23 protein-coding genes are annotated in these 26,133 nt (G+C 56.9%); 10 read left to right on the top strand and 13 right to left on the bottom strand.

Annotated features, from left to right (window positions below):
- Positions 1-171: 171 nt before the first annotated feature.
- The 3 genes from HXW73_RS15690 to HXW73_RS15680 all read left to right on the top strand — a co-directional run bounded on the left by HXW73_RS15690 (position 172) and on the right by HXW73_RS15680 (position 3,800).
- Entirely contained in the window at positions 172-1,545 is a 1,374-nt protein-coding gene (locus HXW73_RS15690; RefSeq protein WP_186253966.1) for an aspartate aminotransferase family protein, read from the top strand.
- Positions 1,546-1,579: 34 nt separating this feature from the next.
- On the top strand, positions 1,580-3,076 hold the full coding sequence (locus tag HXW73_RS15685) for a CoA-acylating methylmalonate-semialdehyde dehydrogenase (protein WP_186253965.1): 1,497 nt from the start codon (positions 1,580-1,582) through the stop codon (positions 3,074-3,076).
- 103 nt (positions 3,077-3,179) lie between these two features.
- Positions 3,180-3,800 carry a TetR/AcrR family transcriptional regulator gene (locus HXW73_RS15680; protein ID WP_186253964.1) on the top strand — a complete coding sequence of 207 codons (621 nt, stop codon included), beginning with the start codon at positions 3,180-3,182 and terminating at the stop codon, positions 3,798-3,800.
- 31 nt (positions 3,801-3,831) lie between these two features.
- Here HXW73_RS15680 and hpxO read toward each other — a convergent pair whose 3' ends face one another.
- Positions 3,832-5,052 (bottom strand): FAD-dependent urate hydroxylase HpxO, encoded by a 1,221-nt coding sequence (gene hpxO, locus HXW73_RS15675; RefSeq protein ID WP_186253963.1) that lies wholly within the window; start codon positions 5,050-5,052, stop codon positions 3,832-3,834.
- Positions 5,053-5,331: 279 nt separating this feature from the next.
- Between hpxO and HXW73_RS15670 the strand changes: the two genes are divergently transcribed.
- Entirely contained in the window at positions 5,332-6,384 is a 1,053-nt protein-coding gene (locus tag HXW73_RS15670; RefSeq protein ID WP_186253962.1) for a class I fructose-bisphosphate aldolase, read from the top strand.
- Between the two features lie 59 nt (positions 6,385-6,443).
- Here HXW73_RS15670 and HXW73_RS15665 read toward each other — a convergent pair whose 3' ends face one another.
- Complete coding sequence (locus HXW73_RS15665; RefSeq protein ID WP_186253961.1) at positions 6,444-7,316, bottom strand: PhzF family phenazine biosynthesis protein; 873 nt, start codon at positions 7,314-7,316, stop codon at positions 6,444-6,446.
- On the bottom strand, positions 7,303-7,515 hold the full coding sequence (locus tag HXW73_RS15660) for a DUF1127 domain-containing protein (RefSeq protein ID WP_186253960.1): 213 nt from the start codon (positions 7,513-7,515) through the stop codon (positions 7,303-7,305). The genes HXW73_RS15665 and HXW73_RS15660 overlap by 14 nt, the downstream gene beginning before the upstream one ends.
- A 164-nt stretch (positions 7,516-7,679) precedes the next feature.
- On the opposite strand from HXW73_RS15660, the gene HXW73_RS15655 reads away from it, so the two are divergent.
- The gene (locus tag HXW73_RS15655) at positions 7,680-9,119 is read left to right on the top strand and encodes an aminotransferase-like domain-containing protein (protein WP_186253959.1); all 1,440 of its coding nucleotides are present in this window, start codon (positions 7,680-7,682) and stop codon (positions 9,117-9,119) included.
- On the opposite strand, the gene HXW73_RS15650 is transcribed toward HXW73_RS15655, so the two are convergent.
- Both HXW73_RS15650 and HXW73_RS15645 read right to left on the bottom strand, forming a co-directional pair.
- Positions 9,114-9,824, bottom strand: coding sequence for an anti-sigma factor (locus HXW73_RS15650; protein WP_186253958.1), 711 nt, complete (start codon positions 9,822-9,824; stop codon positions 9,114-9,116). The two genes, HXW73_RS15655 and HXW73_RS15650, sit on opposite strands and share 6 nt — an antisense overlap.
- Entirely contained in the window at positions 9,803-10,366 is a 564-nt protein-coding gene (locus tag HXW73_RS15645) for a sigma-70 family RNA polymerase sigma factor (RefSeq protein ID WP_186253957.1), read from the bottom strand. Before HXW73_RS15645 ends, HXW73_RS15650 begins: the two co-directional genes overlap by 22 nt.
- Before the next feature lie 186 nt (positions 10,367-10,552).
- On the opposite strand from HXW73_RS15645, the gene HXW73_RS15640 reads away from it, so the two are divergent.
- Positions 10,553-11,104, top strand: a complete 552-nt coding sequence (locus HXW73_RS15640; RefSeq protein WP_186253956.1) for a fasciclin domain-containing protein — start codon at positions 10,553-10,555, stop codon at positions 11,102-11,104.
- Positions 11,105-11,171: 67 nt separating this feature from the next.
- On the opposite strand, the gene HXW73_RS15635 is transcribed toward HXW73_RS15640, so the two are convergent.
- A complete protein-coding gene (locus HXW73_RS15635; protein ID WP_186253955.1) occupies positions 11,172-11,795 on the bottom strand; it encodes a DNA-3-methyladenine glycosylase I in 624 nt (207 codons plus the stop codon).
- Between the two features lie 5 nt (positions 11,796-11,800).
- Positions 11,801-12,466, bottom strand: coding sequence for a phosphatidylcholine synthase (gene pcsA / locus HXW73_RS15630; RefSeq protein ID WP_186256055.1), 666 nt, complete (start codon positions 12,464-12,466; stop codon positions 11,801-11,803).
- Positions 12,467-12,694: 228 nt separating this feature from the next.
- Here pcsA and HXW73_RS15625 point away from each other — a divergent pair, with 228 nt between their 5' ends.
- Positions 12,695-13,144, top strand: coding sequence for a GNAT family N-acetyltransferase (locus HXW73_RS15625; protein WP_186253954.1), 450 nt, complete (start codon positions 12,695-12,697; stop codon positions 13,142-13,144).
- 22 nt (positions 13,145-13,166) lie between these two features.
- Here HXW73_RS15625 and HXW73_RS15620 read toward each other — a convergent pair whose 3' ends face one another.
- The 4 genes from HXW73_RS15620 to HXW73_RS15605 all read right to left on the bottom strand — a co-directional run bounded on the left by HXW73_RS15620 (position 13,167) and on the right by HXW73_RS15605 (position 17,072).
- A complete protein-coding gene (locus HXW73_RS15620; protein WP_186253953.1) occupies positions 13,167-13,643 on the bottom strand; it encodes a YbaK/EbsC family protein in 477 nt (158 codons plus the stop codon).
- Between the two features lie 194 nt (positions 13,644-13,837).
- The gene (codA, locus tag HXW73_RS15615; RefSeq protein ID WP_186253952.1) at positions 13,838-15,106 is read right to left on the bottom strand and encodes a cytosine deaminase; all 1,269 of its coding nucleotides are present in this window, start codon (positions 15,104-15,106) and stop codon (positions 13,838-13,840) included.
- Between the two features lie 16 nt (positions 15,107-15,122).
- Positions 15,123-16,388 (bottom strand): cytosine permease, encoded by a 1,266-nt coding sequence (codB, locus tag HXW73_RS15610; RefSeq protein ID WP_186253951.1) that lies wholly within the window; start codon positions 16,386-16,388, stop codon positions 15,123-15,125.
- Positions 16,389-16,448: 60 nt separating this feature from the next.
- Positions 16,449-17,072, bottom strand: a complete 624-nt coding sequence (locus HXW73_RS15605; protein WP_186253950.1) for a TetR family transcriptional regulator — start codon at positions 17,070-17,072, stop codon at positions 16,449-16,451.
- 166 nt (positions 17,073-17,238) lie between these two features.
- Here HXW73_RS15605 and HXW73_RS15600 point away from each other — a divergent pair, with 166 nt between their 5' ends.
- From HXW73_RS15600 to HXW73_RS15590, 3 genes are all read left to right on the top strand, one after another.
- The gene (locus HXW73_RS15600) at positions 17,239-18,333 is read left to right on the top strand and encodes an efflux RND transporter periplasmic adaptor subunit (RefSeq protein WP_186253949.1); all 1,095 of its coding nucleotides are present in this window, start codon (positions 17,239-17,241) and stop codon (positions 18,331-18,333) included.
- Between the two features lies 1 nt (position 18,334).
- Positions 18,335-21,382: an efflux RND transporter permease subunit gene (locus HXW73_RS15595; RefSeq protein ID WP_186253948.1), complete on the top strand. Its 3,048-nt coding sequence runs from the start codon at positions 18,335-18,337 to the stop codon at positions 21,380-21,382.
- Between the two features lie 250 nt (positions 21,383-21,632).
- Positions 21,633-23,321 carry a methyl-accepting chemotaxis protein gene (locus HXW73_RS15590; protein ID WP_186253947.1) on the top strand — a complete coding sequence of 563 codons (1,689 nt, stop codon included), beginning with the start codon at positions 21,633-21,635 and terminating at the stop codon, positions 23,319-23,321.
- Between the two features lie 69 nt (positions 23,322-23,390).
- Here HXW73_RS15590 and preA read toward each other — a convergent pair whose 3' ends face one another.
- Both preA and HXW73_RS15580 read right to left on the bottom strand, forming a co-directional pair.
- The gene (gene preA, locus HXW73_RS15585) at positions 23,391-24,734 is read right to left on the bottom strand and encodes an NAD-dependent dihydropyrimidine dehydrogenase subunit PreA (protein ID WP_222105012.1); all 1,344 of its coding nucleotides are present in this window, start codon (positions 24,732-24,734) and stop codon (positions 23,391-23,393) included.
- Complete coding sequence (locus HXW73_RS15580; RefSeq protein WP_186253946.1) at positions 24,731-26,110, bottom strand: NAD(P)-dependent oxidoreductase; 1,380 nt, start codon at positions 26,108-26,110, stop codon at positions 24,731-24,733. The genes preA and HXW73_RS15580 overlap by 4 nt, the downstream gene beginning before the upstream one ends.
- Positions 26,111-26,133 lie beyond the last annotated feature (23 nt).

Below are 26,133 nucleotides of genomic sequence, written 5' to 3'. Positions count from 1 at the left end.
CGAGTGTTGATGGAAGTGGCCAGCCGCTTTTGAAGGGTCATGGGACGGGGGGTTGGGTAGTGCTGCGTTACGTATAAATTCTCTAACGCGAAGAAAAGAAAAGCATGATTTTATAAACGTGTTCGGTCGGCCATGCTGAGGCCATGCCTCATAGCGATGGAGCTGGACACCATGTTTGGACTAAAAAGCAAAACAACCCCGCAGGCTTCAGTAGATGCTGCCGAAGATCAATCGCCTGATGGCGTGCTGAATCAGCATTACTGGATGCCGTTTAGCTCGAATCGAGATTTTCGTGCCAACCCGCGTGTTATCACCGGGGCGGAAGGGCGTTACTACATTGATGATCAGGGCCGTAAGCTGTTCGATTCGCTTTCCGGCCTGTGGACCTGTGGCGCGGGCCATAACCGAGAAGAAATTCAGAAAGCCGTGGCGGCGCAGCTGGGCTCGCTGGATTTTGCCCCCGGCTTTCAGATTGGCCACCCGCTGGCGTTCAAACTGGCGGAAAAGGTGGCCAGCCTGACGCCTGCCGGACTCGACCATGTGTTTTTTACCAACTCGGGCTCAGAGGCGGCGGATACCTCGGTCAAAATGGCCAAGGCCTACTGGCGCTTGAAGGGTAAGCCCGAGAAGACCCGCATGATCGGCCGCGCCAAGGGCTATCACGGCGTCAACATTGGCGGCACCAGTCTGGGCGGCATTGGTCCCAATCGTAAACATTACGGCCCATTGATGGACGTGACGCACCTGCCGCATACGCTGCAAGCTGACCAGACGTATACCAAGGGCCAAGCCGACACTGGTGCCGAGCTTGCCGATGCGCTGCTCGATCAAATCGCCTTACACGACGCTTCGACCATTGCCGCGGTGATTGTCGAGCCGATGTCTGGCTCGGCGGGGGTAATCGTGCCGCCCAAAGGCTATCTGGATCGGCTGCGCGAGATATGTACCGCTAACGATATTCTGCTGATCTTTGACGAAGTCATCACCGCCTTTGGGCGCAGCGGCGCAACCACCGGCGCCGAGGCCTTTGGTGTCACGCCGGATATCATGAACGTCGCCAAGCAGATCACCAACGGTGCCATTCCCATGGGTGCGGTAATTGCTTCCAGCGAGATTTTCGACACCTTCATGCACGCCGGTGGCCCACAGCACGCCGTCGAGTTTCCCCATGGCTACACCTACAGCGCCCACCCGGTGGCCTGCGCCGCGGGGCTTGCTGCGCTTGAAATGATGGAGCGCGATAACTTCCCCGCTCAGGTCAATGCCATTGCGCCTACCTTTGAGCAGAAGTTGCATGCCCTAAAAGGCCGCCAGCATATTGTGGATATCCGCAACTACGGCTTGGCCGGGGCGCTTCAGTTGGCCCCCCGTGACGGCGACCCGACGATTCGACCCCGCGATGCGCATATGGCGCTCTGGGAAGCAGGCTTCTACGTGCGCTACGGCGGTGACACGCTGCAATTCGGTCCTCCGTTTGGCACCACCGAGGCCGAATTAGAGCGGCTATTCGACGCCGTGGCGACTACCCTGGATTCGTTAGCATAAGACTTAATGGCATAACCTATTTAGGAGCGTAAAAATGAACGTTGTTCCTCACCTGATCAATGGTGATTTGATCGAAAGCCAGCGCACGCTGGATGTGACCAACCCTTCGACGGGGCAAGTGATCCGCCAAGTGGCGGATGCGAGCGCGGCCGATGTCGAGCAAGCGATTGCCGCCGCCCAGGCTGCGTTCCCAGCCTGGCGTGATACGCCGCCCGCCAAGCGCGCCCAGGTGATGTACCGTTTTAAGCAGCTGCTCGAAGATAACGCAGACCGCTTGGTGCAACTGGTCAGCGAAGAGCATGGTAAAACCCCGGAAGACGCCATGGGCGAGCTCAAGCGCGGCATCGAAAACGTCGAGTACGCCTGCGGTGTGCCGGAGCTTTTAAAAGGCGAGTACTCCCACAACGTCGGGCCGGGCATTGATGCCTGGTCCAACTTTCAGCCTTTGGGGGTGGTAGCGGGGATTACGCCGTTTAACTTCCCGGCCATGGTGCCGCTGTGGATGTACCCCATGGCCATCGCCTGCGGTAATACCTTTATCCTCAAGCCCTCGGAGAAAGACCCCTCGGCTTCCCACGCCGTAGCGGAATTGCTGCTAGAGGCGGGTTTGCCAAAAGGCGTGATGAACGTGGTGCACGGCGGTCGTGAAGCGGTGGAAACGCTGCTGGATGCCAAGGCCGTTAAAGCTATTTCGTTTGTTGGCTCGACACCGATTGCCGAGACGATCTATAGCCGAGGTTCGGCAGCCGGCAAGCGCGTTCAGGCCTTGGGTGGAGCAAAAAATCACGCCGTGGTGCTGCCGGATGCGGATCTGGAGAACGCTGCCAATACGCTGATGGGCGCCGCCTACGGCAGTTGCGGCGAGCGCTGCATGGCGATCTCGGTAGCCGTATGCGTCGGCGATGAAACGGCGAATCGACTGGTTGAAACCATGCTGCCCAAAATCGCCCATCTGAAGGTCGGCCCCGGCACCGAGAAAGGCCTGGATATGGGCCCGCTGGTGACGGCAGAGCATCGCGATAAAGTGCTGAGTTTCATCGAAGACGGCGTAAATGCCGGGGCAACGCTGATGGCCGATGGCCGTAAACTGACAGTGCCGGGCCATGAAGAAGGCTACTTTGTCGGCGGCTGCCTGTTCGATAACGTCACCGCCGAGATGCGTATCTACCGGGAAGAGATCTTCGGCCCGGTACTTTGCGTGGTGCGGGTCGGCAGCCTGGATGACGCCATGCAGCTGATCAACGACCACGAATACGGCAACGGTACCTGCCTGTTCACCCGTGATGGCGAAGCCGCACGCCGCTTTACCGATGGCATTGAAGTGGGCATGGTGGGTGTCAACGTACCGCTCCCGGTACCGGTGGCCTACCACAGCTTTGGCGGCTGGAAGCGCTCGCTGTTTGGTGACCTTCACGCCTACGGCCCTGACTCAGTGCGCTTCTACACCCGCCGCAAAGCGGTTTCCCAGCGCTGGCCTTCCGTGAGTGAAGCCACACAGGCTGAGTTCTCGTTTCCCGATAATCAAAGTTGACGCGCCACAGTAACTAAGACATCTTCTCAGCACCGTCGCCCTGCGATGGTGCTTTTTTATGTGTGCTTTTCAGCATCATTAGTTGTGAAGGGATGAGGTCAGCGTGGCGAGAACCCAAGACGAAATTCGGCAAACCAACGTGAAAAAGATTCTTCAGGCGGCGGAACAGCTGTTTGCTGAAAAGGGCTACGCGGGGGCGTCGATGGGCGAAATTGCCCAGATGGCTGATATTCCCAAATCCAACGTGCACTATTACTTTTCGACCAAAAAAGCGCTTTATCAGGACGTATTGCTGGAGCTTCTAGAGGTCTGGAAACAGGACGCGCTGTGCTTCGAGCTCTACGATGACCCCCGCGTGGTGCTCTCCACCTACATCCGCGCCAAGATGAACCACTCCCGCAATCGCGCCCACGGCTCAAAGGTATGGGCGGCCGAGGTGATGCAGGGTGCCCCGATTCTGAAAGAGCGCCTGCGCGACAACCTCTACGAATGGGCCAAGCTCAAAGAGTCAAAAATTCGCGAATGGGTTGAAACGGGCCAAATCAACCCGGTTGAACCCTCCTACCTGCTCTATATGATCTGGGCCTCGACCCAGCACTACGCTGATTTCGACTACCAGATCTGCCTGCTCAACGACGACCAACCGCTTGACGACCTGCAGTTTGAAAAAGCCGTGCAGTCGGTGACCACGGTGATTTTGCGCGGGATTGGGCTGACGGCGTGAGCCGGGCATATATGCTGCTGGCCCGCTCTGATTACCCCAGCGGCCCGCCGGTTACCGTGGTCTTCAAGCCATCAATGATCGCTTGGCCATCTTCGTTCTTGAGTTCGTCGTACCAGGCTTGGGTGTGAGTGGCGTCGTGCCCGTGGATCATCGCGGCGCGCTTGCGGGCGCGCTGGACAATTTCTCCCACCCGATCAACGCGCGCTCTGTCGTACTGGGCCAGGGCGCTGGCAATGGCCGCCGACACATCTGCATTTTCTTCAAGTGACCGCTGCACCGCTTGGGCCAGTACCCAGGCATCTTCCATAGCTTGGCAGCCGCCTTGGCCAAGATCAGGCGCCATGCCGTGAGCAGCATCCCCAAGCAGGGCAGCGCGGGGCGCGGTTAGCGAATCGAGCGGCGGGATATCGTAGATTTCCACGCGGGCCATGCGCGCCGGATCAAAGCGTTCAATCAGCGCCTGTACGGGCTCGGCCCAGCCTGTGAAGTGTTCGCGCAATTCATCGCGGTAGTGGTCGGGGTCGTTGGTAGTGCCGGCGGGGAGAGGCACGTCGAAGAAGCAGTAAAACTCCTGGGCGCCGGTGTCGTTACCCCCGCTGCCCATGGGCATGAACGAGACCCGCTTGGCGTCACCCACGTACTGATCCCAATGACTCCACGGTGCCAAAGCTTCATCAGCGGGTACGCGTACGTTCCAGTTCACGTAGCCGACGTATTGGCGCTCCACGGGGTGCCCCACCAACTTGCTGCGCAGCTTTGAGTGCGTACCTTCTGCCACTACAAGCAGGTCGGCATTCAGGCTTTCGCCGTCGTCAAAATGTGCCGTAACGCCCTCTGGCGTTAGCGTGTAATCATCGCAACGGCGGCCAAACTGGATGTGCTCGGTGCCGACGGCCTCCAGCAGTGTTTGTTGAAGCGCGGCGCGGGCAATCGGACAGGCGCGCTGGCCAACATCGCCAAACAGCGGTGCAAGGCTGAAATCCGTCAACGTCTGCCCCGTGTGGGTGAGATAGCGCATCTGTGTCATTTCACCGCTTAAGCCTTCGATGGTTTCACCAAGGCCCAACTGATGCATCACTTTGACGCCGTTAGGCCATAGCGAAATGGCCGCGCCCACGGGGCGAATGGTCGCTACGCGCTCGACAACGGTGACGCGGTGCCCTTGCTGCTGGAAAGCGAGAGCGGTACTTAGCCCGCCAATGCCCGCGCCGATAACGAGAATATTGAGAGACGTGGAAAGAGGGCGGGGCATGACAAACTCCTTGAACAGTGAAAGAGCGTGATGAGCGTTAATAGGGTAAGCCTGTCGACAACTCCATCGCGACAGCTAACTGTATACAAAATTGAGGTTTAATGTACAGAAAATGGTCAGTCGAGCTAGGCGGCCTAAAAAGCTGATGCTCAGCCGCCCCCGAATTTTTATAGTGCGTGGGGCGGTACTTTCCCTAGTCGCAATTTAACCTCTATGCTCTATCTAAGGAATATTCGATGTGCCGCGGGCACATCCCTTATCGATAGAGAGGATTGCTTCATGACGGATATAGCCGCTTTGCTCGGTAGCGATGCCGAGAGCTTGCTTAACCACACTTGCCAAGGTATACCCCGCGAGAGTTTACACCTGCCTGGCCCCGACTTTATTGACCGCGTCATGACGGATAGTGACCGTAGCCCCGCGGTGCTGCGCAATATGCAGGCTTTTTTTGGTCACGGCCGATTGGCGGGTACCGGCTATCTTAGTTTACTGCCGGTGGATCAGGGCATCGAGCATTCGGCAGGTGCCTCGTTTGCACCGAACCCGCGTTATTTCGACCCAGCCAATATTGTCGAATTGGCGCTTGAAGGGGGTTGCAATGGCGTCGCATCGACGCTTGGGGTTCTCTCTTCCGTGGCGCGGCGTTATGCCCACAAAATCCCGATGATGCTCAAGCTTAACCATAATGAGACCCTGAGCTACCCAGCGATATACGACCAGACGCTCTTTGCCGATGTTGAGCAGGCCCACGATATGGGCTGCGTGGCGGTAGGGGCGACGATTTACTTTGGCTCCCATGAGAGCCGTCGGCAAATCATGGAGATTAGCGAGGCTTTCGAGCGCGCCCACCAGCTGGGCATGGTCACCGTGCTGTGGGCCTATCTGCGTAACCCGGATTTCAAGCACGACGGTACTGATTATCATGCCTCAGCCGACCTCACCAGCCAGGCCAACCACATGGCCGCAACGCTCAAGGCTGATATCGTCAAACAGAAACTGCCCGAGAACAACGGCGGCTACAAGGCGGTCGGTTTCGGGCATACCCATGAGAAAGTCTACAGCGAACTGACCACGGATCACCCCATCGACCTGGCCCGTTACCAGGTCGCCAATTGCTTTATGGGCCGCGCCGGTTTGATCAACTCCGGCGGCGGCTCCAAAGGGCACTCCGATCTTGGCGAGGCTGTTCGCACGGCGGTCATCAACAAGCGTGCCGGTGGAATGGGCCTGATTTCCGGACGTAAAGCATTCCAGAAGCCGATGCAGGAAGGCGTTGAGTTACTACACGCCATTCAGGATGTCTATCTTTCCAAAGACGTGGCGATTGCCTGACCGCGCGGTCTAGCGCCAAACGCGATTGGTTAGAAGGGCGTTGAGCAGCTGTCATTCATTTACAGATGTGCTTCAAAAAAGCCCTTACCCACCACGACAGCGTTACCACCAACCTTCACATAACCGGGCTCGATATCGCCATTGGCAGCGGTGTAAATAATACTGGGCCGCCCCATCTCAACACCCTGATGAATCCTGCACTGCAAGGCATCTGGCTGAAGGGATGCCAGGTAGCCGGTCAGTGCGGCCGCTGCACTGCCGGTAGCGGGGTCTTCGCGTAGGCTGTTCTCCATGGAAAACATGCGGCTGCGAATCCGCATTTCTGCGCTATGTCGCTGCTCAGCCACATATAGGTAGACCTGCTCGGCACTGCTGGGCGCGACGGCATTCGCCCAGATGGTTGTAGCGATTTGCACACTCTCTAAAGCGGCAACATCGGCTAGCTCGATCAAATGAAAAGGCAGTCCAAAGGAGGCAAACACCGGGTTGCCAATCACTTGGTGCTCCTTGAGTCCTAATAGCTCGACGGCGGTAGCGTGTTCAATCGTACTGGCCATCACTGTGGCAGGTTGCGCGGTCGTAAACGTCGCTCTTCCTTGGTCATAGCTGACCGCCAGCTCGCCAATAGGTGGCTGAAGCCGCAAGGTTTGATTGTGGTTCACGAGGTTTAAAGCTGCCAATAGATGCGCGGTACCTACCGTGGGGTGGCCTGCAAAGAGCAGCTCTTGAGTAGGAGTAAATATCCGCATGGGGAAATGGTTCGGCCCGGTAGCGGCACCCAGGAAAACCGTTTCAGCCAGGTTCAATTCATTGGCAAGTGCTTGCATGGTGATTGTCTCAAGCTCTCCAGCCTCTAAAAAGACGGCCAATGGATTGCCGGTAAACGGCTGGTCGGTAAACACATCCAGCAGGTAATACTCAGCGGTTTTCATAAGGCCCCTCCTCTCGTGGTGTATGCTTCCAAAACGGTTTATGGCCCTCGGTTTGGGCCTGTTCACGGCTAATACCGACATCCTTCAGCAGCCGGTCATCGAGCGTTAATAATTGGCGGCGACTGCGACGGTAGTGACGATACTGGCGTATTTGATGGCCTAGCTGATAGCGAAGTTGTGTGAGGCTGAAGCGCGGCATGGCAAATCCTCCGTGTTATGTGCCTGACCAGCTTACGCAGCGCCATTATCTGAATACAGATATAGAATTTATTCTTTTTAGGATACAGATGGGCGTGTTATACCTCTGTATGGCGGTTTCTGGGTACATCTGTATCGTTGTCGGGCTGTGGGGAGGAGGGTGATATGACACGCTATGAAGAGGTAGCCACTATATTGCGGGAGCGTATCGAGCACGGCATTTACCGTGTCGGCGATCGCCTGCCCTCTATTCGTGCGGTCTGCCAAGAGCTGGACGTCAGCATTTCGACGGCCCAGGAGGCCTACCGCCAACTGATGGATGTGGCATTGATCGAGTCGCGCCCGAAGTCTGGCTACTTTGTGCTGCCAAGCCGGGTGCCCTCGGTACTGCCGTCGGTTTCTCGCCCGGCGCAGCGCCCGCTGGATGTTTCTCAATGGGACCAGGTGCTAGAGCTCGTCGCTACTCAACGCGACGATGACCGGCTTCTGCTCGGGCGTGGGGTACCCAATCTCGAGTATGAAACGCTGAGGCCACTGTCGAAAATCCTCGCTGGCCTACATCGCAGCACGGATCTGAACGGATTCAACTACGACAAGCTGAGCGGAAGCCCAGAGCTGCGCCAGCAGGTGGCACGGCTGGCCATCGCGTCCGGCTGTCTGCTTCACCCGGACGACATCATGGTGACCACCGGCTGTCAGGAGGCGCTGGCCATTGCGCTGCGCACCCTTACCCAGCCTGGCGATGTGGTGGCCGCGGACTCACCCAGCTTTTACGGCACCATGCAGATTCTCAAGGCCAACGGCTTAAAGGCACTGGAAATCCCCACCGACCCGCAAACCGGCATCAGCCTGGAAGCCCTTGAGCTGGCATTGGAGCAGTGGCCGATCCGCGCCATACAGGTCACACCGACCTACAACAACCCGCTGGGCTACACCATGAGTGAGACACGCAAGCGGGCGCTGTTTCAGCTTGCCCAGCGTTTTGATGTGGCGATTATCGAAGACGATATCTACGGCGATTTGTCATTCTCTCTGCCCAGGCCACGCACCGTGAAATCCTTCGATGACGATGGCCGCGTCATGCTGTGCAGTGGTTTTTCCAAAACGGTGGGGCCGGGGTTGCGGGTGGGTTGGCTGGCGCCGGGCCGCTATCGTGATCAAGCGATGCATATGAAGTACGTCTCCACCGGCGCTTCTGCGACGCTGCCACAGCTGGCCGTGGCGGAGTTCATTGCCAAAGGCCACTACGAGCGCCACCTTCGCTACGCCACCCGCCAGTATCAGCGCCAGCGCGATATCATGATCAGCTGGGTGCAGCGTTATTTTCCTGAAGGTTCTGGCATCAGCTACCCGCAGGGCAGTTTTCTCCTCTGGGTAGAGCTGCCCGCCGCCGTGGACTGCGTGCGCCTAAACGAACGCCTGGCAAAGCGGGCCATCCACGTGGCGCCAGGCTCGCTGTTTTCCGCCTCGGGCAAGTTTCGCCAATGCCTGCGCCTGAACTATGCGTTTACCTTAACGCCTGCTATCGAAAGCGCCGTGCACACGGTGGGGGAACTTGCCTGCGAGATGGTGGAGGAGGCGCAGGCGCATGAGGCAGCCTTATAAATTGAGGGTGCTGCCACGTACCGGCGTCAAACGGCCATGGTCGATAATCGGACCGGTTGGCTGGCCTCCGGGAGCGCCCCCTTGGGGCTCAACACTGACGGCTAAATCGGCATTGAATAACTGTGCGCGCAGCTCGGCACTGGGTTCCAGTCGATGGCTACCTTGGTCAGGTAATAGGCCCAGCGAGACGGGCGTACCATCGGCAATCAACCAGAGCTCACCGGTCTGTTCACTGTCGACCTGGGTCGGTTGAACTGCTTGCACGATCAACTCTCCCTCTTGGGTCGCGCTAATGATCCAACCTGGCGTGCGTGATTCATCCTGAACCACGAAAACGGCTTCTCCGTCCGGCAGACTGGATAGTTCAGCCTGTTGCCAAAGAAGGCCCAGCGCTATCGCGATTACCCCAAAACTGGCCGCCATGGTCTGCCATGCGCCTAAACGCTTCCACCAGGGGAAAGGCACTGCTCCGGTTGCCTGGGTAATGCGCTGCCAGACTTCCTTGGGTGGTGTCTTGGGGTCCAGTCGCTCGTTGAATAAGTGCAGATATTCTCGCCAATCTTCCACGTCATTACGTAGGTCATGGCTGACCGCCAACAGCGCTTCAAAGCGTGCTTTCTGATCGATATCCAATACGCCCAATACGTACTCACCAGCTGCAAGGTGGCGATCGTCAGGGTCGCTTAAATCCCATTGGTTAGACATGTTTTTAACCTCTCGAGTCCACGGCGGATCCAGCTTTTAACGCTGCCCAGCGGTTGGGACAGAGAGTTAGCAAGCTCGCTGTGAGTCATGCCCTGAAAATAGGCCATTTCCATTAACTGGCGCTGATGTCGACTGAGTGTATCGAGGCAGTCGTTCAGTTTGTCATTTTGCTGATGACTGATGCTGTCATCTTCAGGGTCGTCGGTACCTAATAGCGCTGCTAACAAGGGTTCATCGGTGGTGGTGTCCTGGGGTTTCTGGCGGCGCAGCCAGTCGATGCCAATATTGCGAGCGAATGTGGAAAGCCAGGTCATCGGCTTGGCTCGCGTGGCGTCGTATTGATCGGCGGCATGCCAGATTCGGATGAAAACATGTTGAAGGCAATCCTGTGCAGCACTTTCATCTCTTACTATACGCAGCAGTTGGGCATATAGATGCGCACTGGAGACACGATAGAGACGCTCGAATGCGTTTCGGTCGCCCTGGGCGCAGCCGTTGAGTTGCTCAATAAGATACTGTTGGCGTTGCGTGGCATCTAGCATTCAGGCATCTCTGCGCAGTTAACCAAAACGCCAGTCTTGGGCAGTCAGCCGTTGAAGGCAATAGGCGAGCACTCAGCGGTGAATAAAAAATTATTGAGATGTTTGCATCCACTGACGCCTTGGGGCCGTAAGTATTGGTGAGCTTGCATTGCTGAGCTCTTTTAATGACAACCAGGAGATGCCCCAATGAAACTCAAACTACTTACCGCTGGCGTTTGTGCCGCTGCCCTCTTTACCGGCGTTGCCGTTGCCGATCATGGTCCTACCTCAGTAGGCGGCGCCAATATGCTTCCTGAGCGGAACATTATCGAAAATGCCGTTAATTCAGGTGACCATGAAACTCTGGTGGCTGCCGTACAGGCGGCTGAATTGGTTGAAGTGTTACAAGGCGAAGGTCCTTTTACCGTATTCGCGCCGACAGATGATGCTTTCGCGAAACTTCCTGATGGCACCGTTGATACCCTTCTGCAACCAGAGAACCAGGAACAACTTCAAACGGTGCTTACTTACCACGTCGTACCTGGCAATATGAACCGGGACGCATTGTGGGAAGAAGTCATGGAAAACGATGGCACCGTAGCTTTCAAAACCGTCCAGGGTGAATACCTTACTGTCTCGCGCAATGGTAATAACCTGATGGTCATGGATGCCCAGGGCAATGGCGCCAACATGACAGTTGTTGATGTCGCGCAGTCGAACGGCGTGATCCATGTGATCGACAGCGTGTTGATGCCCTAAAGGTACAACTCGTAACGGGTAATGACAGTTACTCGTTTGAGGTTACGTTTACCCACCGCCTGGCTCGCTAGGCGGTGGTTTTTTGCCGACCGGATGGCCGCAAAAATCCCTCTCGGGCGCGAGCTGCCTGTTCGCGAATGACGCATCCATCCGAGTGATCGTTAATCAGCCCCATGGCTTGCATAAAGGCAAAAGCGGTGGTGGGGCCGAAAAATTTCCAGCCGCGCTTTTTTAATTCCTTGGCAAGGGCGATGGATTCAGGTGAGGTGGTCTGGGTTTGTGGCGCTGCTAACTCGGTAGGCTCATAGCGCCAGAAGAATGCGGCCAGTGAGCCCTCCTGCTCGACCATCTCCTTTGCACGTTGGGCGTTGTTGATGGTCGCTTCGATTTTTCCTCGGTGGCGAATAATCCCTGCGTCTTGAAGTAAACGCTGCACATCGTCTTCGCAAAAGTGGGCGACTTGGTGGAAATCGAAGTGGTGAAAGGCGGCGCGAAAATTCTCGCGCTTATTGAGAATCGTGCGCCAGCTCAAGCCTGACTGAAAGCTCTCCAGGCAGAGCTTCTCGAATAGCCGCTGATCATCATCCATCGGAAAGCCCCACTCCTTATCATGGTAGGGCAGAAACTCCGGCGCACCGCCACACCATTGGCAGCGAGATTGCCCGTCAGGGGCGATAAAGTCATTGGTCATCCGTATTAATCAAACCATTCTTGGGCGGTACGCCATAGGCACATACCAATGAAATAAGCCGATGTGATGCCCCATCCCCATAGTGCCCAGTCGGCATGCACGGGGCTTGAGAGCACCAGCGACGTGGCGCATACACACCACACCAGCGTGACGGCGATATTGAGCGGCATGAACAAGCGAACCCGAAAAGGGTGCAGAAATTTCATTCGGGTCACGGTGAGGATAGCCAAGAAGACAATCGTGGCAAATGTTAAGAAAGGCGGGAAATCGAGAATATAAAAATAGGCGGCGGCGATGTTCCAGGCGGCAGGAAAGCCAACAAAGTAATTATCCTGGCTTTTCATATCGACATTGCAGAAACAGAACATCGATGACAGCAGAATGATGAATACTGATAGCAGGCCGAAGTTGGACGGCAACTCGATGAAGAAATAGATGAAAAGGGCGGGAATAAACGCCCAGGTCAGGTAGTCGATGACCATATCGAGCGTTGCGCCATCGAAATGGGGCAGTATGGTCTTTACTTCATACTTGCGGGCTAACGTGCCATCGAAAGCATCGACCATCATGGCGGCGCCTAGCCAGAGGAGGCAGGCGACCGGATCATTGTCGATCAGGGCGAGCAGCGCCATCGTGCCAAGCAGCACCCCGCTGGCCGTCAGGATGTGCACGCTCCATGCCTTATATATCGAAGCGCGGGATTCTGTGTGCGAAGAGAGCGATTGAGCCACATTAACCCCATGGGAACGTGTCGTTCCCTTTAAATTGGATTTATAAATAAGCCTGTAAAGAAAGATACACTACTACAAGAATGCTGCCCGAGAATATGCCGGCATGCTATCCATTTATGATGCGTTCAGCGCAGGGGGTATGCGTGACACGCTCCAGGAGTCCCTTTTATGACGGCCATTCGTTTAGCCACCATCCGTGACATCGATTCGCTTACCGAGTTGCTTGATGGCTATCGCCAGTTTTATGCACAGCCGAGTGATATTCAGGCGGCGCGAGATTTCCTTCTCCAGCGCATGAGGCTCGGGGACTCTTTTATCCTGGTTAGCGAGAACAGTGAAGGAGCACTCACCGGTTTTGTGCAGCTTTACCCGGGCGTTTCCACGGTGGGCTTGAATGCGCGCTGGACGCTGAATGATCTATTCGTATTGCCGGAGTGTCGGGATAAAGGCACGGGCAGGGCGTTAATGGAAGCCGCCACCCAGCTTGCCCATGATCATGGCGTGGCACGTCTGATATTAATGACGCAGGTAGAGAACGAGCGTGCCCAACACCTTTATGAATCACTGGGATGGCAGCGTAATACGGCGTTTTATGGTTATCTACTGGATATTAAGTAAGCGCTGCCATTGAGAATAGCGTTTAACTAACACTCTCCGGCAACTTGCACACATCCACCCATTCGGCGTTGACGAGCTCCGCGAGGCGCTTGGGGCTTAGGCGCACGGCGCTATTAGATGAGCCCGCCGCGGGGAGGACTTCGTCATAAGCGTGGAGCGATTCATCGCAGTACACCGGCAAATCAGTGGCGAGGCCAAAGGGGCAGACGCCGCCGACCGGGTGGCTGGTGAGTTCCATCACGGTTTCAGCGTCGAGCATTTTAGCCTTGCCGCCAAAGGTATCGCGGATCTTGCGGTTATCGATGCGCGCATAGCCGCTGGCAACGATTAGCAGTGACTTTTCGCCTATCTTGAACGCCAGGGTTTTGGCAATCTGGCCAGGCAATACGCCATGGGCATCAGCGGCCAGTTGCACTGTGGCGGTGCTGGTTTCAAGCTCTTCGATATTGATATCTGGGGCATGCTCGGCAAAAAACTGGCGAACGGTCTCGACGCTCATTATGAAATCCCTTTATTGGCTGAATGGCTAGGCTGTGTCTGAAAACTGGCTGCGCTCGAACATACGGCGTTAAAAATCGGCTCAAAGTACTCATTTACACTACGTAAACTCCGTTTTTTCGCCGATTTTTGCCTTGTCTGGCCTTCGCTCGCCGACTTTTCAGACAAAGCCTAACCTAACGCGCCCTGATTGACTTAGCCAAGCCACGGCGGCGTGGTAATTCTGGCAGGCTCGCGCTGCATGATGATCTCGCCTTGGCTTACCGACATCTGCACCTCGCCCTGGGTGCGCAGCACGCTGTAGTCATCTTCGCCGTCCAGCAGGTTAAAACTGGCGGGTTTACCTACCTCAATGCCGTAACGCGCTTCGATATTGAGGGTGCGCGCGCTGTTGTCGGTAATCAGCGACAGCGCCTGGCTGAAATCCTGATAGCCCATCATGTGGCAGATATGCAGGCCAAAATCCAGCGTACGTAATAACTTGCCGTTACCCAGCGAGTACCAGGGGTCGACGATGGAGTCTTCGGCAAAACAGACGTTGATACCCGCTTCGTTGAGCTCTTTTACACGGGTCACGCCGCGCCGTTTCGGGTAGCTGTCAAAACGTCCCTGCAAGTGAATGCTTTCGGTGGGGCAGGAGACAAAGTTGATCCCCGAGCGCTTGAGCAGCAGGAACAGCTTGGAGCAGTAGGCGTTGTTGTAGGAATGCATCGCCGTGGTGTGGCTGGCGGTGACGCGGCTGCCCAGGTCGTGAGTTAGCGCTTCATGGGCCAGCACTTCGAGGAAGCGTGAATTGGGGTCATCGATCTCATCGCAGTGGACGTCCACCAGGCGGTCGTATTTGATCGCTAGCTCGATCACCCGTTTCATGGAGGCCACGCCGAGCTCGCGGGTGTATTCGAAGTGGGGAATGCCGCCGACCACATCGGCACCGATTTCCAGCGCCTCTTCCAGCAGCCTGTCACCGTCTGGGTAGGAGAGCAGGCCATCCTGCGGGAAAGCGACTACCTGAATATCAATCTTATCTTTAAGCTCATCGCGTAGGGCGCACAGGGTTTTGATGCCAATCAGGCTGGGATCGCTGGTATCGGCGTGGGTGCGCACAAACTGCACGCCGTTGTTGATTAACAGGTTCAGCGTTTTAAGTGCCCGCTCGCGAATATCGGCTTCGGTGAGCATCGGCTTACGCTCACCCCAGCGCTCAATGCCTTCAAACAGGGTGCCGCTCTGGTTCCAGCTTGGCTCGCCCGCCGTCAGCGCGGCATCCAGGTGAATATGCGGCTCGATAAACGGCGCGCAAAGCAGTTTGCCGCCTGCATCAATCTGTTCTTCGCGAATGTGTCCTTCGCTTGCCATTTGCGGCGCGTCCTGGGCGGTAATCGCTGTGAAGACGCCGTTCTCTATCTCAAGTCGATAAAGCTCGTGACGTTGGCGCAAACGGGCGTTGATGATCTGCATGCTCATATAAAAAACGGCTCACTTATTGTTTGGCAGTGGAGGCTAAACTATCGCCCAGCGTAGCGTGTTTGACGCGCAACAGCACAGCGTAACTCCCCGCCGCGACCGCCACGCCCACCAATGGCGGAAGTAAAGGTGAAAAGTAGGCGGCCCCGGCGCCTAGCGCATAGGCGGCTAAACCACGCCGGTTGAAATCGGGTAACTGAGCGCTTTCAAGCGCGGGGTAGCGACCTTTATGTTTGAGCCAGAAGTCCGCCATTATCACGCCGCCCATGGGAGGTATAAAAGTGCCCAGCAACACAAGAAAGGGAATCAGTAGGTTATACATCCCCCCGACCGCCAGCACGGTGCCAATCGCTGCACCCCCTACCGTGACCAAACGGCGTTTTTCGGTACGCAGCAAGTTGCAGCCCGCCACGGCGAAGTTGTAGATGGTGTTGTCCTGGGTGGTCCAGATATTCAGGAACAGCATCAGCACGGCGATGGTGACAAAGCCTTGAGCGATCAATACGTCCACAATATCGGCCTGCTGGTAAATCATGGTACCCAGGGCACCGGTGAGTACCATCAAGCCGTTACCCACAAAGAAGGCCGCCATCGTGGCGATCACGGCGATCTTCGGTGTCTTGGCGAAGCGGCTCCAGTTGGTTGCCTGGGTGCCACCGCTGATAAAGGTGCCGATGATGACGGTAATCGCCGCGGCCACGCTCATGCTCTCAGTGGGTGTTTGCTGACTTAACCCGGCAAAGCCGCGCGCATCCACCAGCCCGGTAAACAGGCTAAGCAAAATAAACAGCATCATGGCAGGTACAGCAAAGCGTGACAGCCAGTCCATGCCCTTGTAGCCGATCATGGCGGTAATGCAGAAACCAAACCCAAAAAGCACCATTAAGGGGATTTCCAGCCATTCGGGCATCCCGGTGGTGCGTACCAGCACCAACGCAACCGTGGCAGTGCCCCAGGCATACCAGCCAATCTGGGTAAAGCCGAGGATGAAATCAGACAGCTTGCTGCCTTTTTCGCCGAAGCAGAAGCGTCCCATCAACACCGAATTGAGCCCGCTTTTACAGGCGATATAGGCAAGCGTGGCGGCGTAGGCACCCAGTAAAAGGTTACCAATCAGAATGATCCACAGCAGTTGACCAATGGAGAAGGCCTGACCCAGGGTGCCGCCCGCCCACATGGTGGCGGTAAAGAAGGTAAAGCCGAGGAGTACCGCTGAGGTAGAAAGCAGCCCCTTGCGGGCGCTGAGCGGAACTTCGCTGAGGGGGTAGTCAGAGTGGTTCATGGCTGGCTCCAGTTGGAAGACATTTATCCAGTATAGGAAGCAAACCGTGTGCCACTTGGTTTAGGGCGTATTCTCCACTATAAACCCGCGCATCAATGTTTCGACGATGCTGCCACGGTCGGCATCCAAAGAATACTGCTGGGTGTCTTGCAGCCAATCAAAGCAGGTGCCAATCAAGAATCCGTGGAACTGTCGGCGAGCGCTTACGGGTGTCAGGTCAGCACGTAGTTGGCCCTGCTGCTGGACCTGTTCGAACAGTTGCTCAACCTTGGCTTCTGCATGCTCGGAAAGCCGTGTAATCATGCTGATACGCGGGTGGTCGTCTTCCAGCTTTTCGCAGCGATGCAGCACGATGGTGGCAGCCCGTTGCAGCGGTAAATCGTGGCAGATACCCGCCAGCGAGCGCTGAGCGATGTCGCGCAAACAGTCTACCGGTGCAGTGCCAAGCTGTTGCACGGCGTCGTCGACGATTTCATCCAGCGGGATGCGCACCCGCTCGAGCAGTGCATCAAAAAGTGCGGCCTTATCCTCAAAGTGCCAATAAATCGCCCCACGGGTAACGCCCGCTGCCTGTGCAATATGCGCCAGGGTGGTGCGAGCAACCCCCTGGGCGAGAAAAGTGGTTTCTGCCGCGTCCAGGATGGTCTCCCGGGTGCGTTCGGCGTCGGCTTTACGACGTGACATAGCGGTTCCTGATTCAACACGAGGCATTATTCTGGCACTGATCGCTGGCAAAGTCGCCAGCGAGTGATTAGTATACACTTCACTGACATTCATGAATGTCAGTGAAGTGTATACCACTGTCTGTTCATTGGGAATGCGGCGTTTGATCGTCATCAAGGAGCTTATCGTGCCCGTTACTTTTCTTCGCTTGCTGCCGGTTGCACTGGTCTTGCTCGTACTAATGGGTTGCGATCAGCCTGAGGCGCAGTCAAAAGACACGCCCAGACCCGTGAAACTGGTGACATTGGAAGCGGCGAATGCCGCGGCGTTAAGGCAGTTTCCCGCACGCGTTGAAGCTACCACGCGCAGCAATCTATCGTTTCGCATGGCAGGCGAACTGCTAGAGCTCAACGTAAGCCCTGGCCAAAAGGTCTCGGAGGGCGAGGTCATTGCGCGTATCGATAACCGTAATGCGCAAAGCGAGCTGGATAGCGCCCGCTCACGCCTAGAGCTTGCCAAAGCAAACCTGGAACGCATGCGCTATACCCTGGAGCGTGGCGCGGTTAGCCAGTCTCAGTTTGATGAGGCGGAGAGCGAATGGCGGGCTGCCCGCGCTACCTTTGAACAGGCGGAAGAGCAGTTGACCCATACCCAGTTGCGTGCGCCCTACGATGGTGTGATTGCCCAGGTGCCGGTGGATAACCGCCAAATTGTTCAGGTGCAGGAAACCGTCGCCGTTATCCAGCAGCCCGGCCAGTTAGACGTGGTGTTTCATCTGCCTGAGCAGATTGTCCAGCGCATGCCGCGCAGCAACGGCACGCCCTTTGGAGATGCGTTAGCGTATGCAGTGAGCTTTGGTAACAGCGATAACCCCTATCTTGCCCAGCTAGCCTCCTATACCACTCAAGCCAGCGCCCAGAGCCTGGCGTATGAAGTCACGCTGAGGCTGCCCCAGCCGGATGACATCACGCTATTGGATGGCATGAGTGCCACCGTGCGCTTGGATTTGAGCGACCTGGCGTCTGAGTCGTCGGCGCCATTGTGGCACTTGCCTGCCGAAGCCGTGAGTTATGCAGGCGATAACCCTGATCAGGCCCAGGTTTGGCGCTTTAAAGAGCCACATAGCGTTGAGGCGGTGCCTGTTGATGTCGGTCGCCTGACGTCTAACGGACTTGAAGTCAGCGGCGACTTGTCCGCGGGTGACCGGATTGTGGCCGCCGGTGCACATCGCTTGAACGCGGATACCCAGGTGACCCCGTGGGTAAAAGAGCAGGGGTTATAACATGGTCGATTACTTTTTACGCCACCGGGCCGCCAGCTATTTAATGACCGTGGTGCTGCTCGCGGGCGGCGCGCTGGCGTTTTTAGGCATGGGGCAGCTTGAGTTCCCCGAGTTCACCATCCGCAATGCGTTGATCACCACCCAATACCCCGGTGCGACCCCTGAAGAAGTGGAGCAGGAAGTTACCTCGACACTGGAAGAATCGATCCAGGGGATGTCGTCGATCAAACGCGTCAGCTCGGTGAGCTCCGATGGCCTCTCGCAGATTACCGTCGAGCTTGAAAGCACGGTACAAAACGAAGAGTTGGAGCAACTTTGGGATTCGCTGCGCCGTAAAGTTCAGGATGCCCAGGCAGCGCTGCCGCCGGGAGCCAGCCAGTCCCGCGTGAACGACGATTTTGGCGATGTGTTTGGCTTGATGGTCAACCTGACCGGCGAAGGCTATAGCATGCCCGACCTTGCCGATCATGCCGATTTTCTCAAGCGCGAGCTGGCGCTGGTAGACGGGGTCGAAAAGGTATCGTTGGGGGGCGAGCACGAAGAGCGCATTTTTATTGAGGTCGACCGCGAACGGCTACGTGCGCTCAATATCCCGTTAACCCGCCTGCAACAGCTGCTAGATACGCAGAATGCGGTGGCCGACTCGGGGCATCTCAAGCAGGATGGCCGTCGCTTTCGTATTACGCCTACCGGTAGCGCAGCGAATATTGATGACCTACGCGCGCTGATCGTCAGCGAAGGTGATGGCGAGCTGGTGCGGCTGAGCGATATCGCCGAGGTGAGCCGTGAGCTGGCGGAGCAGCCCCAGCAGCTTTACCGCGACATGGGCCGGCCCGCGATGTCGCTGGGCGTCTCCTTTGAAAGTGGCGTGAATGTGGTCGAGGTGGGCGAGCGGCTTCAGCAACGCCTGGATAAGCTTCAGACCCGCACGCCGGTGGGCATGGAACTCAATGTGGTGTACGACCAACCCCAAGTGGTCGATGAGGCGGTGTCCGGCTTTTTGGTCAGCCTGATGCAGGCGGTGGCCATCGTCATCGTGGTCTTGATGCTGTTCATGGGCTGGCGCAGCGGCTTGTTGATGGGTTTTATCCTGCTAATCACCATCATCGGCACCTTTATGCTGATGCGCTTCCACGGCCTGCAGCTGGAAAAAATCTCCCTTGGCGCGCTCATTATTGCCCTCGGCATGCTGGTGGATAACGCCATTGTGGTCACTGAGGGCATGCTGGTGGGGTTGAAGCGCGGCAACACGATTCGCGATTCAGCGCATCAGGTCATTCGCCAGAACGCCTGGCCCTTGCTTGCCGCCACGCTGATTGCGATTGCCGCCTTTGCGCCCATTGGCCTATCACCGGATACCACCGGTGAGTTTATCGGCTCACTGTTTTTTGTGCTGCTCTACTCGTTGCTGCTGAGCTGGGTTACCGCGCTGACGCTGACGCCGTTCTACTTCAAGCTATTTTTCCGCAACGTGGCGCCCGGCGATGGGCAGGAGGATCCCTACAAAGGCATTGTGTACCGCGTTTTCGGCCGGGTGATTATTGCCGGAATCCGCTTTCGCTGGGTCACTCTGGTGCTGGTGGTGGCGATTCTGGCAGGCGCGGTGGTGGGCTTTGGCTCGGTTAAAAATGCCTTCTTCCCGGCGTCGAACACGCCGATCTTCTTTGTCGATTACCGCACGCCGGAAGGCACGGATATCCTCGAAACCCAGCGCCGGGTCAGCGAGCTGGAAGACAGCGTCATGGACATGGACGGCGTTCGCCATTTGACCACCACGGTGGGTGGCGGCGCGCAGCGCTTTACCCTGACCTACTCGCCGGAAGACCGCTACGCAAGCTATGCTCAACTGATTATCGAAACCGACGACAAAACCACCCAGCAGGAGCGCATGGCTGAGGTGGAAAAGGTGTTAGAGCGCGATCATAGCGATATCGACTATAAAATCGCGCCTTTAGAAGTGGGTCCCGCGCCGAAAGCCAAACTGGAAGCACGCCTCTATGGCAGTGATCCAGCAGTGTTGCGTCAGCTTGGGGATCAGGTTGAAGCGATGTTCCACGATACGCCGCACATGACCAGCGTACGCACTAGCTGGCGCAACCGTGTCCAGGCCATTCAGCCAGTCTTTATGGAAGATACGGCCCGCAGGCTGGGTGTTACCCGCGAGGACCTGGCGGATACGCTCGCCTTGAGTACCAGAGGCAGCCAGGTGGGCGTTTACCGCGATGGCAGCGACCTGATTCCCATGGTGGCACGGGCAATTCCCGAGCAGCGCCACGACGTGGATAATCTTGGCTCGCTCAACGTGTGGAGTGAAGAGCAAGGTCGCTATATCACCGCCGACCAGGTCATCAGCGATATCACCACTAAGGTGTCAGACCCGCTAATCATGCGCCGTAACCGCGAACGTATGCTGGCGGTTTATGGGGAGCCGCACCCGTTAAGCGGGGTGACGGCGGCCAGCGTGTTGGCTGATATTCGTCCCCAGGTGGACGCTCTAGACCTGCCGTCAGGCTATCGGCTGGAGTGGGGCGGTGAATATGAAACCGCCGGCGAGGCGCAAAGCGGGCTGTTTTCCTCGCTGCCGCTTGGGCTGGTGATGATGTTTATCATCACCGTGGTGCTGTTCAATAACTTCCGTCAGCCGCTGGCGATTTGGTCACTGGTGCCGCTGACGATTATCGGTGTGGTAGGCGCGCTGCTTCTAACCGGTCTGCCGTTCTCGTTTATGGCGCTGCTGGGCACGCTGAGTTTGATCGGCATGGTGATCAAGAACGCCATCGTGCTGGTGGAGGAAATCAACGTGCAGTTGCCACTGCACCAGGACCGCTACCACGCAGTGGTTCGCGCCGCGGTCAGCCGGGTACGTCCGGTCGCCATGGCCGCACTGACCACCATGCTAGGGATGATTCCGCTGATCAGCGACGCCTTCTTTGCCAGCATGGCGGTCGCCCTGATTGGCGGCTTGGGCGTCGCCACGCTGTTAACCCTCGTGGTGCTGCCGGTGGTCTACTGTGTGCTCTACCGGATTCGCATCCACACTGATAAATAAGCCCGATTCCACTTCTTTTTTCCTCTCCATCACCCATCGTGGCTTGGCTGGTCCAAGCCACGATGGGTGATGCCCCTCGCTGCTCAAAAAGTTTTTCTAAATTAAACTAAAGTCTATGATTTTTGGGCCGATAGAAGTCTTGGCTAAAAACCAAACGGTCGATTTAATTTGGTCTAAAATCGCTAGTAGATCTCTAGCTAGATTAAATAAATCCGCATAATTAGTTTAAGATTTGGATGAATTACTCACCATGAACCGAATGCTTAGTAATATTTCAATTAAAATGAGCTTAACGCTTGTTTTGGTCATTTTCTCACTATTAATAATAATTATTGCGTTTCTCGGTTTTCGAGCAGGCGAAGAGGGTGGTTCGTCGCTTAGTGAGGTTGACCGTGCAGCAGACCGAATGCGGTCAGTTAATCAGTTGCAGCTTTCAATTGCGGACGCACAGCTTTTTTACGTAAATAGCTATGTCGCTAGATACGAAGGAGATACTCGCGCAGCGCGGGGTTACCTAACTGAAGCACAGAGCATGCAGCAGGCAGCTGAGGAATACATTTCGCAATTTGAGTCAAGCGTTATTCAGACGCCCCTTTTGGAAACCTTGATGGCCAGTTTCAAGAACTTGATGGAACAAGGGTTGATGCCACAAGAAGCGGCGTTGGTAGCAGGCGATGAGGAACAGTTTCGCAACGCAAGAGAGGCTGCCAATGATTTAAATCAGCAGTTAACTGAGGCGAGCTTTGCCTACAACGATTACATGGCGGAGCAAAATGGCCTTATGGTTGAAGATTATGAAAGTGATATGCAGCTAATTAGCTATATTTATATCGCCGTGTTGTTATTCGCAGCGCTAATGGTTCTATTTGTTCGAATCACCATGGTTGGCTCAATTGTAAAGCCGCTAAAAGAGGCGGTGGCGCACTTTCAGCGAATTGCTCAAAATGATCTCTCGGGGCAAGTCAAGGACCGTGGCCGCAACGAGATCGGCAAGCTGTTTAGCGCCATGCAGTATATGCAGAATAATTTGGTTAAAACGGTCACTGAGGTGCGCGATAGCAGCGGCTCGATTCATATCGGCGCGCGGGAAATTGCCAGCGGCAACGCTGATCTATCCTCGCGTACCGAGCAGCAGGCGGCATCGCTGCAAGAGACCGCAGCGAGCATGGAACAGCTAACCACAACGGTGAAACAGAATGCCGATAACGCTCGCCATGCGACCCAGCTAGCGCAAGATGCCTCCACCACGGCAAGCAGTGGCGGCGAGGTGGTCGAGCGGGTTATTACCACCATGCATGGCATCTCAGACAGCTCCAAAAAAGTCACGGATATTATCAGCGTTATCGATTCCATCGCCTTTCAGACCAATATCCTGGCGCTCAATGCCTCGGTAGAGGCAGCGCGGGCGGGCGAACAGGGTCGCGGTTTTGCGGTTGTGGCAAGCGAAGTGCGTAACCTGGCCAGCCGCAGTGCCGATGCCGCCAAAGAGATCAAGGCATTGATCGAGGCGTCATCAACTCAGGTGAAAGAAGGCTCGGTATTAGTCGAAAGCGCCGGGGAAACCATGCGCGAGGTGGTGTCGTCGGTGCGCCGCGTCACCGATATCATGGATGAAATATCCGCCGCTTCTCAGGAGCAGAGTTCGGGTATTGAGCAGGTCAACCAGGCGGTTAGCCAGATGGACGAGGTCACCCAGCAGAACGCGGCCTTGGTGCAAGAGGCCTCATCGGCGGCGAGTTCACTGGAAGAGCAGGCGGCACGGCTTGAAAGCGTCGTCTCGGCTTTCCGCTTAGCGGAAGGCGGTAGCCCCACACAACACGCCCCGCTCAGTTCGCCCCAGCAATCCCTTCAGTCATCGCCTCGTCAACAGCCTGCGCTTGTGCGGCCAACGCCAAGCAAAACGACGAAAAGCGTTGAAGAAGATTGGGAAGCCTTTTAAGCCAAGGTTGTTGGCTGCACCGTTCGCGTAACGTAAACCGCCCTCACTGTTTGAGGGCGGTTTTGTCGTTCAAGAGGCGACTCGGAAAGGGTTACGCGGGTCGTTATCCCAGGCCAGGAAGGGTTGGCCGGTTTCCTGGGGCACCATGGTGATGCAGTTCTCCACCGGGCAGGTGATCTGGCAGAGGTTACAGCCCACGCATTCCTCTTCGATCACTTCGTAGCGGCGCGCGCCGTCCTGCTCGGTGAGCTTGGCGATCGACTGGTGGGATGTGTCCTCGCAGGCGATGTAGCAGCGGCCGCACTCGATGCAGAGGTCCTGGTCGATCTTGGCGATGGTCTTGAAGTTGATATCCAGGTGCTTCCAGTCGGTGGTTTGCGGTATCGCCTTGCGCGAAAACGCCTCAATCGAGTCGTAGCCTTTTTCCGCCATCCAGCGGGAAAGGCCGTCCTTCATCTCTTCCACAATGCGGAAGCCGTTGAGCATCGCCGCGGTACACACCTGCACGCTACCTGCGCCGAGTGCGATAAATTCCGCCGCATCCCGCCAGGTGGAAATACCACCGATACCGGAAATCGGCAGCGTTGGCGTCGCTGGGTCACGGGCGATTTCCGCCACCATGTTCATGGCAATGGGTTTCACGGCGCTGCCGCAGTAGCCGCCGTGGGTGCTCTGGTGGCCCACGGTGGGCTTGGCGACCATATTGTCCAGGTCGATACTGGTGATCGAGTTGATGGTGTTGATCAGCGATACCGCATCGGCGCCGCCGCGCAGCGCCGCCTGGGAGCCCGCACGGATATCGGTAATGTTGGGTGTGAGTTTGACAATCACCGGTTTCGAGTAGTGCTTCTTGCACCAGTAGGTGACTTTTTCTATCAGGTCAGGGTTTTGGCCTACCGCCGCACCCATGCCGCGCTCGGGCATGCCGTGGGGGCAGCCCAGGTTAAGCTCGATGCCGTCCGCGCCGGAGGCTTCCACCAGTGGCAGAATATACGCCCAGGCTTCTTCATTGCAGGGCACCATGATGGAGACGATCAGCGCACGGTCCGGCCAATCCTTCTTCACCTGGGTGATTTCTTTCAGGTTGATCTCAAGCGAACGGTCGGTAATCAGCTCGATGTTATTAAAGCCAATCACCTCGCGGTTTTTACCGTAGTGGGCTGAATAGCGCGAAGAAACGTTCACCGCGGGCGGCTCTTCGCCGAGGGTTTTCCACACCACACCGCCCCAGCCCGCTTCATAGGCGCGCACCACGTTATACGCTTTATCGGTGGGCGGCGCCGAGGCCAGCCAGAACGGGTTGGGGGCTTTGATACCGGCAAAGTTCACCGTCAGATCAACGCCGTTGACCACGCTGCCGCCGCTGTTTTTCTTGCCTGGAAACGCGTGGGGAGTGAAAGGTGTCGTGTTCATGCGGCCTCCTGCTTGGCGGCAAGCGCCTGATGAATGGCGTGTGCCGCCAGTTTGCCGTGCTGAACGGCCTGTACGGTAAGATCCTGACCGGGCTTCACGCAGTCGCCACCCGCGTAAACATTCGTAAGCGAGGTGCGGAACATGGCATCGACGTGAATGCGTTCGCCGTCCCGGGCAAGCTCGGCGGCGGCGGTGTCGCTTAGGCTTTTGCCATCGAAGCCTTGACCAATCGCCTTGAAGACCGCATCGGCGGCAATCTCAAATATCTCGCCGGTCGGAGCCAGGCGGCCGCCTGACTCGTGGGTCTTGGCAAAGCGCATACCGGCGATGCGGCCCTGATCATCCAGCACGATCTCATCCGGCTGCGCCCAGGTGACCATGCGCACGCCGTTGGCCTTGGCGATCTCCTGCTCGTGGTCGGTGGCGGACATGGCTTCAACGCCACGGCGGTAGACCAGAGTTACCTCGCTGGCCCCCAGGCGGGCCATTTGGGTGGCCATATCGATGGCGGTATTGCCCGCACCAATGACGATGCAGCGCTTGGCCACGGCCAGGCTGCCCAGGTCGTCGGTTTGGCGCAGGGTTTTGATGTAGTCCACGGCAGGCATCAGGCCGGGCGCATCTTCCCCGGTGAGGCCTAAAGCGCGGCTGGTGCCCAGACCCAGACCGAGGAAGACGCTGTCGTACTTTTGGTGCAGGGTGGCAAGTTCCAGGTTGTCGCCCAGTCGCTTTCCGTACTGGATGTCGATACCGCCGATTTCGAGCAGAAACTCGACTTCCTTGCGGGCGAAGTCGTCGGTCATCTTGTAGCGGGCAATTCCGTACTCGTTGAGCCCGCCGGGCTTTTGCTCGGCTTCAAAAATCGTTACCTGGTGGCCCAGCATCGCCAGTCGATGGGCGCAGGAGAGTCCGGCGGGCCCGGCACCCACCACGGCGATATGACGGCCGCTGCTGGCAGCCCGCTTGAACGGGTGGCCATCGAACTGCATGTGGTCGGTGGCGTGGCGCTGCAGCAGACCGATCAGCACCGGTTGACACTCGGCGTCGTGGTTGCGCACGCAGCTACGCTCGCACAGGATTTCGGTAGGGCACACCCGGGCGCAACTGCCACCCAGGATATTGGCTTCCAGAATGGTCTCCGCCGCGCCGTTGATGTTGTTTTCGCTGATCTGGCGAATAAAGCTGGGGATATCAATCTCCGACGGGCAAGCCTCGACGCAAGGCGCATCGAAGCAGTAAAGGCAGCGCTGGCTTTCGATCATCGCCTGGCGATGCGTCAGCGGTGGATGCAAGTCGCTAAAGTTGGTGTCCAGCGTTTGTGGGTCGTAGGTACCGACCTCTTTTGCGCTGGGTAGGTGATTCAGTGGGCTAGTCACAGTCGAGCCTCCGCTTTTTTTAT

It is taken from the genome of Halomonas sp. SH5A2 (genome assembly GCF_014263395.1).
Classification (GTDB): Bacteria; Pseudomonadota; Gammaproteobacteria; order Pseudomonadales; family Halomonadaceae; genus Vreelandella.
Note: the sequence above shows the minus strand (reverse complement) of the source record. Positions and strands in the feature narration are given on the sequence as shown.